Annotated in this window: 21 protein-coding genes; 20 read left to right on the forward strand and 1 reads right to left on the reverse strand. The window is 69.5% G+C overall.

What is annotated here, in order from left to right:
* Window positions 1-10 precede the first annotated feature (10 nt).
* The 15 genes from ACGFW5_RS30975 (at window position 11) to ACGFW5_RS31045 (ending at window position 8,052) form a co-directional block, all read left to right on the forward strand.
* The gene (locus tag ACGFW5_RS30975; protein WP_393837639.1) at window positions 11-592 is read left to right on the forward strand and encodes a WhiB family transcriptional regulator; all 582 of its coding nucleotides are present in this window, start codon (window positions 11-13) and stop codon (window positions 590-592) included.
* Window positions 589-1,026: a hypothetical protein gene (locus ACGFW5_RS30980; RefSeq protein WP_393837640.1), complete on the forward strand. Its 438-nt coding sequence runs from the start codon at window positions 589-591 to the stop codon at window positions 1,024-1,026. Before ACGFW5_RS30975 ends, ACGFW5_RS30980 begins: the two co-directional genes overlap by 4 nt.
* Before the next feature lie 217 nt (window positions 1,027-1,243).
* Window positions 1,244-1,681: a hypothetical protein gene (locus ACGFW5_RS30985; protein ID WP_393837641.1), complete on the forward strand. Its 438-nt coding sequence runs from the start codon at window positions 1,244-1,246 to the stop codon at window positions 1,679-1,681.
* Between the two features lie 55 nt (window positions 1,682-1,736).
* Window positions 1,737-2,582, forward strand: a complete 846-nt coding sequence (locus ACGFW5_RS30990; protein WP_393837642.1) for a hypothetical protein — start codon at window positions 1,737-1,739, stop codon at window positions 2,580-2,582.
* Window positions 2,579-2,974, forward strand: coding sequence for a hypothetical protein (locus ACGFW5_RS30995; RefSeq protein ID WP_393837643.1), 396 nt, complete (start codon window positions 2,579-2,581; stop codon window positions 2,972-2,974). Before ACGFW5_RS30990 ends, ACGFW5_RS30995 begins: the two co-directional genes overlap by 4 nt.
* Window positions 2,971-3,264, forward strand: a complete 294-nt coding sequence (locus ACGFW5_RS31000; RefSeq protein ID WP_393837644.1) for a hypothetical protein — start codon at window positions 2,971-2,973, stop codon at window positions 3,262-3,264. The genes ACGFW5_RS30995 and ACGFW5_RS31000 overlap by 4 nt, the downstream gene beginning before the upstream one ends.
* On the forward strand, window positions 3,261-3,764 hold the full coding sequence (locus ACGFW5_RS31005; RefSeq protein WP_393837645.1) for a hypothetical protein: 504 nt from the start codon (window positions 3,261-3,263) through the stop codon (window positions 3,762-3,764). The genes ACGFW5_RS31000 and ACGFW5_RS31005 overlap by 4 nt, the downstream gene beginning before the upstream one ends.
* 91 nt (window positions 3,765-3,855) lie before the next feature.
* Entirely contained in the window at window positions 3,856-4,566 is a 711-nt protein-coding gene (locus tag ACGFW5_RS31010) for a hypothetical protein (RefSeq protein WP_393837646.1), read from the forward strand.
* 200 nt (window positions 4,567-4,766) lie between these two features.
* Window positions 4,767-5,615, forward strand: coding sequence for a protein transporter Sec31 (locus ACGFW5_RS31015; RefSeq protein WP_393837647.1), 849 nt, complete (start codon window positions 4,767-4,769; stop codon window positions 5,613-5,615).
* Window positions 5,616-5,620: 5 nt separating this feature from the next.
* Window positions 5,621-5,770, forward strand: coding sequence for a hypothetical protein (locus tag ACGFW5_RS31020; protein WP_393837648.1), 150 nt, complete (start codon window positions 5,621-5,623; stop codon window positions 5,768-5,770).
* Window positions 5,771-5,779: 9 nt separating this feature from the next.
* A complete protein-coding gene (locus ACGFW5_RS31025; protein ID WP_393837649.1) occupies window positions 5,780-6,295 on the forward strand; it encodes a hypothetical protein in 516 nt (171 codons plus the stop codon).
* Window positions 6,296-6,718: 423 nt separating this feature from the next.
* Window positions 6,719-6,946: a hypothetical protein gene (locus ACGFW5_RS31030; protein WP_393837650.1), complete on the forward strand. Its 228-nt coding sequence runs from the start codon at window positions 6,719-6,721 to the stop codon at window positions 6,944-6,946.
* A gap of 16 nt (window positions 6,947-6,962) precedes the next feature.
* Window positions 6,963-7,235, forward strand: a complete 273-nt coding sequence (locus ACGFW5_RS31035) for a DUF6221 family protein (protein ID WP_393837651.1) — start codon at window positions 6,963-6,965, stop codon at window positions 7,233-7,235.
* Between the two features lie 117 nt (window positions 7,236-7,352).
* On the forward strand, window positions 7,353-7,736 hold the full coding sequence (locus ACGFW5_RS31040) for a hypothetical protein (RefSeq protein ID WP_393837652.1): 384 nt from the start codon (window positions 7,353-7,355) through the stop codon (window positions 7,734-7,736).
* Window positions 7,729-8,052, forward strand: coding sequence for an HNH endonuclease (locus ACGFW5_RS31045; protein WP_393837653.1), 324 nt, complete (start codon window positions 7,729-7,731; stop codon window positions 8,050-8,052). Before ACGFW5_RS31040 ends, ACGFW5_RS31045 begins: the two co-directional genes overlap by 8 nt.
* Before the next feature lie 74 nt (window positions 8,053-8,126).
* Here ACGFW5_RS31045 and ACGFW5_RS31050 read toward each other — a convergent pair whose 3' ends face one another.
* Window positions 8,127-8,312 carry a hypothetical protein gene (locus ACGFW5_RS31050; protein WP_393837654.1) on the reverse strand — a complete coding sequence of 62 codons (186 nt, stop codon included), beginning with the start codon at window positions 8,310-8,312 and terminating at the stop codon, window positions 8,127-8,129.
* Window positions 8,313-8,653: 341 nt separating this feature from the next.
* On the opposite strand from ACGFW5_RS31050, the gene ACGFW5_RS31055 reads away from it, so the two are divergent.
* The 5 genes from ACGFW5_RS31055 to ACGFW5_RS31075 are packed head-to-tail and all read left to right on the forward strand — an operon-like array spanning window position 8,654 to window position 12,734.
* Window positions 8,654-9,133, forward strand: a complete 480-nt coding sequence (locus ACGFW5_RS31055; RefSeq protein WP_393837655.1) for a phage terminase small subunit P27 family — start codon at window positions 8,654-8,656, stop codon at window positions 9,131-9,133.
* Between the two features lie 40 nt (window positions 9,134-9,173).
* Window positions 9,174-10,643, forward strand: coding sequence for a terminase large subunit domain-containing protein (locus tag ACGFW5_RS31060; protein WP_393837656.1), 1,470 nt, complete (start codon window positions 9,174-9,176; stop codon window positions 10,641-10,643).
* Window positions 10,644-10,651: 8 nt separating this feature from the next.
* Window positions 10,652-10,846 (forward strand): hypothetical protein, encoded by a 195-nt coding sequence (locus ACGFW5_RS31065; RefSeq protein WP_393837657.1) that lies wholly within the window; start codon window positions 10,652-10,654, stop codon window positions 10,844-10,846.
* A 55-nt stretch (window positions 10,847-10,901) separates the two neighbouring features.
* The gene (locus ACGFW5_RS31070) at window positions 10,902-12,035 is read left to right on the forward strand and encodes a phage portal protein (protein WP_393837658.1); all 1,134 of its coding nucleotides are present in this window, start codon (window positions 10,902-10,904) and stop codon (window positions 12,033-12,035) included.
* Window positions 12,036-12,734 (forward strand): HK97 family phage prohead protease, encoded by a 699-nt coding sequence (locus ACGFW5_RS31075; RefSeq protein WP_393837659.1) that lies wholly within the window; start codon window positions 12,036-12,038, stop codon window positions 12,732-12,734.
* The last annotated feature ends 69 nt before the right edge of the window (window positions 12,735-12,803 follow it).

A 12,803-nucleotide genomic window follows, 5' to 3' on the forward strand; every position in this document is an offset into this window, starting at 1 on the left:
AGGAGCCACCATGTCCTCCTCTCACGCTCCCACCGCGTACGGCCGACGCGACACCTGGCGCGAGCACGCGGCCTGTCTGCACCTCGAAGACCCCAACATCATGTTCCCGGACACCAGCCAGATCCGGGAGCGGCAGGCCATCGCGGTTTGCCAGTCGTGCCCCGTTCGTCAGGCGTGTCTGACCGACGCCTTCACGCACCCTGATGATTACAGCGTGCGCGCCGGCACCACCGCCAAAGCGCGCCGTGCCTTCCAGGCCGGGAATCCGGGCTGTTCGCCCGACGTTCTCGCCGGACATGTTCACGCGCTGCGCCCTGGACGGGTGGATCTCGGGGCCTATCTCGACGCGCGCACGGAGTTCCTGCCGGACGGGCACGCGCGGTGGTTCTCGTCGCACTGCTCCCTGACGGTCGACGGAGAGTCGTTCACGCCGATGAAACTCGCTTTCACTGTCGGCCATGGGCGACGTCCCGAAGGGACGGTGCGCGCCGCGTGCGGGGTAATCGGCTGCCTGACCCCGGATCACCTGACGGACAACGTGCTGCGCGCCGGTCGGCGTACGAAGCGAGCAACGGTGCGGGACGCGGCATGAAGGTCCGCGCCGATGCTGCCGAGCTGCTGCGTGCGGGAGTGCCGCAGATCCACGTCGCCCGCACGCTCCACATGTCCCCGGTCACGGTCCAGCGCACCCGCGAAGCGCTCGGCCTGCCCGCCCCGCGCTCATGTCGCGTTCTGCCGACGTCCCTGAAGGACGCGTTCACCCAGCACACGACACCTGTCGAGGGGGGGCACCTGCACTGGTCCGGATGGCATAGGGCGGGCAACCGTCCCGAGATGGGATACGGCGGCCGACGGTACCTCGGGTATCCGGTCGCGTTCCAGATCCGGTGGGGCCGCGCGCCGGTGGGCCACGTCCGGCCGGGTTGTGGTGATGACGGGTGCATTGCTCCGGACCACGTCGAGGACCGGCCGATGCGCGAGCAGAACCGCGCCCTGTACAGGGCGATCTTCGGCAGTCTCCCGTGACGCCGCGTCGCAAACGGCCGCCGGTTCCGGAGAACGGGGTTCTGGACTGGCGGGACTCGTCGCATTGGTCGTGGACGCCGCGGCCGTGCCGGTACTGCGCGCAACCCACGCAGATGCGCGACTCCAAGGGGTCTCCTGCTCACAAGATCTGCGCCGAAGAGGCGCTGCGCGTTCAGGCCGCTGAGGCGGCCGACGCCTACGAGAACGGACAACTCTGATGGACACCGAAGAGGCCTCGCAGCTCGCTTACAAGGCCTTGGCCCTGGCCGTGGCCGACGAGACGGACGAGGTGGCCGACGTCCTGGATGTGCTCGGCCACGGTTGCACCGACAACCAGATGTACGGCGTTTGCTGCGGGTTCGCCAACGTCGGAAAGCTGATGCTGGAGCGCCTTTATGGGGTCCGGATCGGCGCCGACGGCCCCATGGTCGCACTTCGGGAGATCGTGACGGGGGCGGCGGAGCTGGACCCGCCCCAGGCCTTCGCCATGCGGTTCCTGGCTGCCTTCGCCAACGGCGACAACGATATGACGCTCACTCTCTTCAACGTGGCGGTCTCCGCTGGTGCGGAGCAGTACGTCGACTCGGTGTGCGCCCTGCTGGCCAACGTCGCCGGGATCTGCCGTCTCGCCCGAGACACCCCTGCCCGCGAGTAACGCGCCTCGCGATCTAGAGCAATCGATTCCGCAACATCGTTGAGAGCAGGGCGAGTTGAGCAACGTAGAGCAGGGCCGCGCCAGCGGGAGCGTTCCCCACGCATTCGGGAACGCGATCGCGTGGCGCTGGTCACGGGAGATGCCCGCATCGCTGAAGCGATCGGGCATGCTCACCCTGCTCTACGCCCTGCGCGCCATGGCCAACGCCTCCGGCGAGCTGAAATTTCACGGCGACCACAAGCCCATCCGGATCCAGGACATCGCGAAGGCCGCCGGCGCCGACGAGAAGGACACCCGGGAGCGCATGGAGGCCGCGATCCTCGCGGGCGTCGTGATGGTCAAGGGCGAGCGCCGCCGGGGCCGTGCGTCGCTGTACGTGGTGATGGTGACGCCGTGGCCGGATTGGTCGGCGGCGGCCGCGTTCCTGGACGCGGCGAAAGCTCGGCGTGAGGCGGCGAAGAAGGGTCGAGCCGATCGTCGCCCGGCGCCGTGGGCCGAGGAGAAGCCGGGCGAAAAGTTCGGGGGGCGGTCCCCTGAACTTGATGGCCCGGAGTTCGGGGGACCGCCCCCCGAACTTACCGACGGTACGGCAGAAGAAGTTCGGGGGACCGCCCCCCGATTGAGTTCGGGGGACCGCCCCCCGAATGGTTCGGGGGACCGCCCCCCGAACAACCCAGGTACTACCCATGTGATTACCCAAGAGCGGGCTGAGGTTGTTCCCCAACCTCAGGTGGATGAGCCCCCCGGGCCTCACAAGATCACCAATTCCCACGAGCAAGACCACCCCGCGCAGCCGCCCGAACTCGACCGCTGCCGCCGCTGCTGGGGCGTGATGATCCCCGACCCGCAACGTCCCGGCCGCACCACCCACGCCCACTGCGCCGAAAGGACCTCCTCATGACCGGGAACCAGTGCCGGACGGACCGCTGCACCCGGCCCGCAGCCGCCGACCGCGCCACCTGCCACACCTGCCGTGAACGCAACCGCCCGCCCAAGGTCCACGTCCCGGAGCAGGAAGTCATCGACGCGGCAATCCGCGACCGCCAGCCGGTACGCGCGCTGTGCCGCCGGGACGCCCAGTTCGTCTCGCGGCGGTTGACCGCGCTCGGTGTCCCAGCGACGGAGATCGGGCGCGTCGTCGGCCGGACGCCGCGCACGATCAGCCGCTGGCGCGCCGCCGACCGCGCCGCCAACTCGTTCACGCACGCCGAACTCGTCGACCTCGACGGGCAGGGCGTCGGCCCCGTCGCCCTCCACACCTCCACCACCGTGCCCACCGGGAGCTACCTGTGACCGACCTGACTCTGATCATCAGCCAGCCCGAGCCGGGCGAATGGTTCGGCCGGCTCGACGTCGTCGAAGCCCTCGAAGCCGGTGGCTGGATCGGAGACGCCGACATGCCGCAGAGCATTCTGCGGCACCCGTCCGGCGCAGTCTGGGCCGTGATCAACGAGGGCGACGACTCCGGCCTCGACTGCCCGAACGGCGTGACCATCGAGTTTCCCAGAGACACCCCATCCGTGGTGATCGTCGCCGCCTGCCTTGCCGCAGCCGCCTGCCCGACGTACGGAGATCGACGGTGACCGACCGCATTCCGCTCGACGCGCTGGCCAGCGACCAACTCGACGCCCTGCACGAGCGCGCCGAACAGGCCGAGGCCGCACGGGACGCCGTATACCGCGAGCGCGCCCACCTTGTCGCTCACCTTGCCGCGCTCTACCCGTCGCACATCGGTTACACCGACCCCAGCGCGCCTGACTGGCCGGTACTCATCATCGAAGCCCCCGGCGGTCAGCTGAGCTGGCACATCGCACCGAACGACGTTGGACTCTTCGCGCACGTACGCCGAACCGATCGCATCTGCCGCGGCTGGGACGGACACGCCACCGACGAGAAGTACGAGCGCTTGGACCGGCTGACCAGCAGCACAATCCCGTTGCCCCTGGACGATGACTCGTCCGGCCCGTACCCGACCCGCCAGCAGGTCCATGACCACGCCGAGCAACAGGTACGAGCCGCCGCGCAACGCCTGCGCGCCAGCGTCGGCTGCCGCGTCCTCGACGCGCTCAACACCGAGGCCTGAACATGCGCAAGGGGCGCGCTCATCCGTCCGCCAAGACCGAGCACGCCCCCAGGTGCGATCACCGTACGCCCCACACGCACACGGAGCCACGATGACCACCCGACAGAACCTCACCACCATCGCCACCCACTGGACCGACCTCTACGACGCCCTCACCACCACCGGCACCGGCACATGGCCACCCGCCGGCCGCATGAACGACTACCTCGCCGCCCTCGACCAGGTCGACGCCGAAGAGATCGAGGCCCGCCGCGCGCTCCGCGACCTCGAACGCTCCCCCGAACAGCTCGGCGAGACCCGCGCCCCGATCCGCCTCCACATTCACGACACGATGCGCGCCGTCGAGGCCGCCCTCCTCGCACTCGCCGACCAGATCGCCGCCGACATCCAGCGCCCTGTGATCGAACCCCGGCGGATGCCCCGCGGCTGGAACGACGACACTGCCCTCCAGGTGGCCCTCCTGTGCGCCAAGGACGCCGCTGACTCCCGCCGGTGGCGCTACGTCGGCACCGACCGCCGTACGGCCCCGCGCGCGGCCCTGTGGCTCCTGGGCCGGTACGAGAACGCGCCCGGTCCCTTCCGGGCCCTCACCGAGGCGCAGGCGTACCGCGTCGAGCACACCGCGGCGGCCGCCGCCGACCGCGTCGAGGGCGCCCTCCAACTCACCCGCACCACCGCGACCACCCGCATGCAATGCGCCTGCACCGGCACCGTCGAGATCCACGGCGGCGACGGACACCCACCCACCGCCCGCTGCACCCTGTGCGGCCGCACCTACACCGCCCACGACCACGCCGCCTGACCAGCACGGACACGGTGTCCGGACACGTCCGGACGGAACATCCGGACACCGCCTTGACGCATCCGCTAGGATGCTGCTCGCGCTCCAACGGCTGAATAGCAGCGGCCCGAACGAGCCCCACAACCCCACAACGAAACGGGCCCCGGACGCGGAGATAGCAGCTCCGGCCGAGGCCCTGACCACAGGAGATGACACCTCCCATGGCTAACCCGCACTCTAGCGGGGCCAGTCCGCGCACCCGTGAAGTGATCCGGACCCGGACCGTCCCGCACACCATCGACGGCAAGACCCGCCTCGTCGAAGAGACATACACCGTCGCCATTCCCACTCCGCCGCGCGACTGGGACCTCGTTGCCCGCCGAGCCGCCACCGGCGGCGCCATCGTCCTCGTCACCGCCTCGGTGATCTGGTCAACCGCGAGCATCGGCGACCTCCTCACCCGCGTCACGATCCCCGCCGCCGCCTACGCCGCAGCCGGCGTCTTCGACCTTGCATGGATCATCTGCATGGCCGTCGAATGGCTCGCCCGCCATGATCCGCAGCGCGCCAAACTGCCGCGCGCCGCCGGGTACGTCGCGCTCGCCATCGCGATGGCCGCGGTCGGCGTGCACGGCTGGCTCGGCGGCCTCCTCTGGATCGGCGTCATCGGCGCGGCTGTGTCCGGCATCGCCAAGGGCGTCTGGAGCGTCGTCCTCGGCACCTACTCGACGCAGCTCGACCCGCGCACGCAGCAATGGGTCGACGCCGAGCGTGCCGAAGCTGCCGGACGGCTCGCGCTGATCCCCGTGCGCCGCGAACTGGCCCGCGCGAACAGCCTGATTGCCGCAGAGCACGCAGCCACCGAAACCTCGGACGACGAGGCGGACGACGAGCCCGGCATCCTGCCCATGCGTCCTAGCGCCCGTCAGGCCGTGCAGACCGCCGTCGCCAGCGGAGTAACCGACGCGGACCAGGTGCTCGCGTACGTACAGAAGGTCGCCGACGCCAAGGCCAAGCCGGACACGATCGAGCGGTACTTGCGCGGACTCGGCGTCCACCGCAGCGCCTGATCGCCGTGCCCTGGCTGGGCCTGTTCTTCGCGTGCACAGCGCTCCTCGCGCTCCTCGGCCTCGCATACGTCGCGGCCCCCGACGTCCCCCGCATCACCGGGACCGTCGCGCTCATTGTGACTCTCGCCGCGCTCGGCGCGGCCATCCTCCACTGAGGAACCCTCGTGAACGTCCAGTACGTGACCTTCGGCGGCGTCACCGTCGGCGTCTGCATCCTCGTCGCCGTCCTCGTCGAGTGGTGGCCCGGGCTCCGGCCACTCCGCAAGGACCCACTTCGCCACCTCGGCACCCTCCTGCCCTTCCTGCTTGCATGGGCCTACGGCGCCCTCACGATCCTCGGAGTCGGCGGCCTGATCGGCTGGGCCGCCCGCACCACCTTGTGGATCTCCAACTGGCTCGGCGATGCGGCTCTGGTCTGGGGTGTCGGCGGAAGCGTCGGCCAACACGGCAACGGAGCCCGCTACGTCCCGCTCACAGTGACCGGCGCGGGCGTCGTGCTCATCCTCACCGTGGCCATGGCTGCCGCGGCCAAGAAGTCCAAGTACGGCGACGTCCTCAAGAAGGGCACGTGGTGCGGGGTCTGCCTCGGCACGTCCGCCGGCGTTGCCGGGTTCGCGGCCGTGCCCCTGGCTCAGGCCGCGAACTGGCTCGGGACCACGGTCTACGGGGCCTTCGCATGAGCAGCCCCGAGAGCGGCGCCTGCGTCCTGATCGTGCTCACTGCGACCACGGTTGGGGGCACGTTCGCCGCCTCACCCACGGTCGGCGTCCTGCTCGTCTGGGTCGTGTCCTCGGCGCTGCTGTGGCGGGCCGTCCGGCGCCATGTGTCCAATTCGTCCTCCACTCCCCCACCGCCGCCTGACGGCTCTTCTGGCGACGTTTACGCAGCCCAGCCCGTACGTGTCGCAAGAGTGCAGCACGGTCCGGGGGAGGGGTTGTCGATCTTGCACCCGCAACGCGAGGAGGTGAACGGATCATGATACGGCGCCTATTGACCCTCGCAGCCGACGCCTACTGCGCCACCTGCGGATGGTGGTACCCGCCGCACATCCACTGACAGCCGTGCTCGAATCCGTACAGCCCTGCCCATCCGAAGGAGCCCAAATGATGATCGAACCACCACCCCCAAACCCCTACGGCTCGGCGGCCGACCTAGCCCACCACTACCTCGCGCAGGCCGCCATCGCAGCGGACGCCGCTCGGGCGTGCGTGAGCGGCCACCAACCCGCCGAAGAGGTGGAGAAGCGGGTACGTCTCGCCGAAGTGTTCGCGACTGTTGGCCGCCTGGCTCTGGACCTCGACGTGGCGAACCGCTTGCGCACCGATCACTGACCGAGAGGATGGCCACATGGACAACTTGGTGAAGTTCCTGCGCGACCGGTACACGACGGAACTCCCTGCCGAGCTGGCAGAGCACATCGGCCGCCACGACCCGGCCCGCGTCCTCGCCGAGATCGAGGCCAAGCGCCAGTTGCTCGACCGGTACGAGGCGATGGAATCCGGCGTCCTGGTCATGATCGGGGTGGAGTCGATTCTCTCTGAGTACCGGCGGGTTCTCCTGCCGAGCCTCGCCTTGCCCTACGCCGACCACCCGGACTACCGCGAGGAATGGCGGCCGTGAACTGCCGCGCCTTGCAATCCGGTCACTGATCGTCCATCCTGGCCCCACGTTCAGCGTGCCTGGACACTGAAGCCCCTCACACCGAGGGGCTTTCGCCATTCCCAGGGGCAGGTGACCATGAGCGAAGCCACACCCGACATCCAGCCCAGCGGAGCCGCCTGCACCCGATGCGGTGGCCCGGCCGTCGTCCACTGGGGCCGGCGCCTCACCGACGACGAGTTCGCCGCCTACCTTGCCCTCGAACAGGAACGGCGCGACAGAGTCGCCCTCCTCGCCGACCCCCAACTCCCCACACCAGATTTCGGCCCAATGCCCACCCCGGCCGACTGCACCCGCACCATCTACGGCTGCGCCGCCCACGCCATAGGCCTCGAAGCAGCCTCCCTCGTCCACGCGAAAACCTGCACCGCACCGCCCTGCAACTGCACCCCCGAAGCCGCTCCCCAGCCCGCGCCCAAACCCACGCCGGCCCCGCTCCCCGCTTCCTGGATCAATGCCTAGGCGCCCCTGCCTCGACTGCGGAACCCTCACCCGCAACCCGTCCCGCTGCGACGCCTGCACCACAGCGTTCAACCAACGGCGCGGCTCGGCCACACAGCGCGGCTACGGCTCGGCCTGGCGACACACCCGCGGCCAGGCCGTCACCGCGCACCGCCAGGCCTACGGCGATTGGTGCCCCGGCTGGAACGTCCCCGCCCACCCAGCAGTTGACCTCACCGGCGACCACAAGATCCCGAAGAGTCGAGGAGGGGCCGACACCCTCGACAACGTGGCCGTGCTCTGCCGGGCCTGCAACTCCCGCAAGCACAACAACTGACCCCCCGTCTCAGATTTCAGGGGCAGCACGCACTGAGGGGTCCAAGTTCTACCCCCCGTCCCAACTACCAGGGGTCACTCCTTCCGGCCCCATGTTGTAGTCGTAGGCACAGGCGCCCTGCCCTGAGAGATCAGGGTGATCAGCTGAGCGAGCAGTTCGTTCGTGCGCTGCTGCTCCACGAGCAGGTCCTCGAACCTGGTGTTCGTCTCGCCCTGCGCCTTCTTCAACTGCTGAAGCAGCGCCTGGTCCAGCATCCCCATCGTTCACAGCTCCTCGCCGCCCGCCACCATGGCAGGCCAAGGCCCGCACCGTAGCGCCGGACCACACCAGCACGACAGCCCCACCACACCACCCGCAGCCCAGCCCACGGCCCAACACAGCAGCGCACACCGAGCCGCGAGGCACGACGGCAAGGCAAGGCACCTCACGAAGAGCCGCGGTCATCACGCTAGGTATCGCGTTTTCCGGAGAGAACATGCGCAGGGGGGTGGGTAAATTTCAAAAAGCAAGATCCTTTTCGGACCCGGCCCCCAGCCCCCAAACACGGCCGCGATTCTGAGCCGGTTTTTTATCAAGGTCATTTCTTCCGGGGGTGGTCGCTATGCCCGGTGGACGGCCCCCAACCCCTACGGAACGTAAGCGCCGCACCGGCAACCCGGGCAAACGAGCCCTCCCCGAGCCGGTCGTGCAGCTGGCGGCCGTCGCGTCGATCCCGCCGCCACCTGCCACGCTCGGAGACAAGGGCGTCGAGGTCTGGGATCGGCTATGGACGGCTGGCCAGGCGTGGCTGTCGCCTGCGACGGACCTGGACCTGCTGACGAGGCTGTGCGAGGCGCACGACGAGCGCGAGGCCCTGCGGGACGCGATCGCGGACGAGGGTTACATGGTCACGGGGTCGATGGGCCAGCGCCGGGCGAACCCGCTGCTGTCCGAACTGCGCTCGCTGGAGTCGCAGATGACCAAGTACGAGTCGCTGTGCGGCTTCACGCCGACCGACCGGGCCCGGCTCGGCTACGCGGAGGTGAAGCGTGCCTCGAAGCTCGACGAACTCCTCGCGCGGCGCGCGGACCGCGCCCAGTAGCTGGCCGCCACGGTTCCTGACGCCGGTCCCGGACGCGGATGTGCGCCGCGGTGACGGCGCGCCGGTCGCGGAGTTCATCGAGGCGCTGTGCACGGTCACCCGGGACACCTTCGCCGGGCCGTCCGGGTCCCCGTTGACGCTGAGGCCCTGGCAACACCAGCTCCTCGGGCACGCTTTCGCCCGGCGCGAGGACGGCCGGCGCCGCCACCGTGTGGCGCTCGTCGGTGAGCCCCGCAAGAACGGCAAGAGCGGCTTGGCCGCGGGCATCGCGCTGGAGGGCCTGTTCGAGTGCCGAGGCGCCGAGGTCTACAGCTGCGCCGGCGACAAGGAACAGGCCCGGATTGTGTTCGGGGACGCCCGCCGGATGGTTGAGAACGCCCCCGATCTCGCGGCGGCGTGCAAGGTCTACCGGGACGCGATCGAGGTCGTCGGCACGGGGTCGGTGTACCGATGCCTGTCCGCCGAGGCCTTCACGAAGGAAGGTCTCTCCCCTACCCGGGTCGTCTTCGACGAGCTGCACGTGCAGCCGAACGACGAGCTGTTCAACGTCATGGCCCTCGCGGCCGGCGCCCGCATCGACCCAATGCTCTTCGCGATCACCACAGCTGGAGTGAAGAGCGACAGCACGGGCGCCGACAGCGTCTGTTATCGGCTCTTCCAGTACGGGCAGCGCCTGGTGGCGGGCGAGGACGCCGACCCCGCGTTCTTCATGGCCTGGTGGGGCGCCCCCGACAACGCCGACCACCGCGACCCCGCGGTCTGGGAGGCCGCGAACCCGGCCTACGGCGATCTGATCGACCCCGAGGACTTCGAGGCCGCAGTACGGCGGACCCCCGAGGCCGAATTCCGCACGAAGCGACTGAACCAATGGGTGAACACGGCCGCCGCGTGGCTGCCGGCCGGAGCGTGGGACGCATGCACCGGCTCGGGCCCTGTACCGGACGGCGCCGAGGTCTGCCTCGGTTTCGACGGGAGTTTCAACGGGGACTCGACCGCCTTGGTCGTCGTCTCCTGCCCGTCCGGCGCCGACGAGCTGCCGCATGTCGACGTTGTCGAGGCGTGGGAGCGGCCGCAGACCGCGGGGAACGAGTGGACGGTGCCGATCGTGGACGTCGAGGCGGCGATCCGCGAGGCGTGCCGCCGCTGGACGGTCAGGGAGATCGTGTGCGACCCGTACCGGTGGGGTCGCACCTACCAGATCCTGGAAGACGAGGGGCTGCCGGTCGTCGAGTTCCCGCAGAGCCCGGCCCGGATGATCCCGGCGACGACGAGATTCTTCGAGGCAGTCATGAACCGGTCGCTGACGCACTCCGGGGATGCGCGGCTGGCCCGGCACCTGTCGAACTGCGTGATCCGGACAGACTCGCGCGGTTCGCGCCTGTCGAAGGACGCGAAGGCCTCCCCTCGCAAGATCGACCTCGCGGTGAGCGCGGTCATGGCGCTGGAGCGCGCCTGCCAGGAGCCAGAAGTTGAGCCGACGCCCCAGTTCTTCAGCTGGGCCGACCTGTAGGGGGCGCCGTGCGACTGCCGAAGTGGACGCGTCCGCGCATCCCGCGCCGGCCGCTGTCCGATCTCGTCGACCTTGCGGGCCTCGGATGCCTCGACACGGCCGCGTGGTGGTTGCATCCCGTCGCGGGCATGGCCGTTCTTGGCGTGTTCTTGCTGCTCGTCGGATGGGTGGTGGACCGTGAGTCTCCTGCGCAGGGCAGCTGAACAGCGCAGTTCCCGGCCGTTCGGCGACTCCTCGATCCCCACGAACGGCTCTTTGATGGCTCCGACCGCCGCGGGGGTCGCGGTCAACGATCAGGCGGCCATGCAGTTGACCGCGGTATGGGCGTGCGTGCGGATCATCTCCACCACGCTGGCGAGCCTGCCGCTGTGGGCGATGACCAGCCGCGGCGGCATCCAGGTGCCGGCGTCTCCGCAGCCGCTCATCGTCTCCGACCCGTTCGGCGGGGAGGGTGGCGGCGCACGTTTTCCATCCCGGCGGGCCGGCATCAAGCAGATCGCGGCCTCGCTGCTCCTGCGGGGTAACGGGTACGGCATCATCACGGCCCGGGACTACCTTGAGCGGCCCATCCGGGCGCAGGTGGTCCACCCGGACCGGGTGAAGGTCGACCTCGACGACGAGGGCGGCCGGATCTACGAGGTCGACCGGAAGCGGGTCCCGACCGAGGACATGATCCACCTGACCGGGATGTGCATGCCCGGCTCGCCGACGGGCATGTCGCCGATCTCCTACGCCCGGCAGGCCATCGGCCTCGGGCTGGCCGCCGAGCAGTTCGGCGCCGAGTTCTTCGGGCAGGGTGCCCACCTGTCCGGTGTGATCACCGTGCCGGGCGACCTCGACAGGGACCGCGCCCGCCAGATGAAGGAAGGGTTCGAGGCCTCGCACTCCGGGCTGCGGAACGCCCACGCCATCGGTGTGCTGTCCGGCGGCGCCAACTGGCAGGCCATCTCCGTCACTCCGGACGATGCCCAGTTCCTCGGCACCCGGGCCGCCCAGAACCTCGACATCGCGATGCTGTACGGGGTGCCGCCGCACATGCTCGGCCAGGTCGACCGCACGACGTCGTGGGGTACCGGCATCGAGCAGCAGTCCATCGGGTTTTTGACGTACACACTGGCCGACTGGGTCCGCATCTTCGAGGACGCGTGGTCGGCAATGCTGCCGCGCACGCAGACAGCCCGGTTCGACACGACCGAGTTGCAGCGCACCGACACGACCGGCCGCTACGCCGGATACGTCCAGGCCCGCACCGCGGGTCTCCTCACGCAGAACGAGATCCGCGCCAAGGAGAACATGCCGCCGGTGCCCGGTGGCGACGATCCGAATGCACCTCTGAACTCCGCGCACTCCGGGGATGCTCCCGGGGCGCCCCCGCCGGTAGAGGAGCCGTGAATGGACCTGTCCGCCCGGGCCGAGCGGCCCGTCAATCAGCAGCGACGCAAGATGCCGTTCCGCGATGTCGAACTACGCGCCAAGCCGGACGGAACCGGTGGCAGCCTGCTGACCTTCACTGGATACGCCACGGTGTATGACGTTGCTTACCAGATGCAGGACTTCCTCGGAGACTTCGACGAGGTGATGCGGGCTGGCGCTGCGTCCAAGACGATCAGCGAAGGCGCCGACGTCCCGTTCCTGATCAATCACGGCGGCCTCACCCTGGCCCGAACGAAGTCAGGCACGCTGAAACTCGCTGATGACACAACAGGCCTCCACACAGAGGCCGCCCTCGACCCTCGAAACAGCGCCGTTCAGGACCTGCAATCGGCAATGGAACGGGGCGACATCGACGAGATGAGCCTCGCGTTCTGGGTCGTGCGACAGCAGTGGAGTCCCGATTACGACCAACGGGACATCCTGGAGATCAACCTGAACAAGGGTGATGTCTCGGTCGTGAACTATGGGGCCAACGAGCACACGGCCGGCGCCCAGCTCAACGCCCGCGACGTCACCGGGCAGCTGGAGCGGCTGTCGCCGGACGAGCGGCGCGGCGTGTTCGATCGCCTCGCCGCCGAGTTCCAGCCCGCGCCCGAACCGGCACCCGCCGCCGGGCTCGGCCTGTACAACGCCCGCGCCCGCGCGCTGGCCCTCTGACCGTTCCACCGCCCACGCCGCGCCGGAGCCGCGCCGCCGCTCACGCCGGACCCCACCGGGGCACCACCT

Origin of the sequence: Streptomyces sp. NPDC048416 (genome assembly GCF_043200435.1) — a bacterium.
GTDB lineage: Bacteria > Actinomycetota > Actinomycetes > Streptomycetales > Streptomycetaceae > Streptomyces.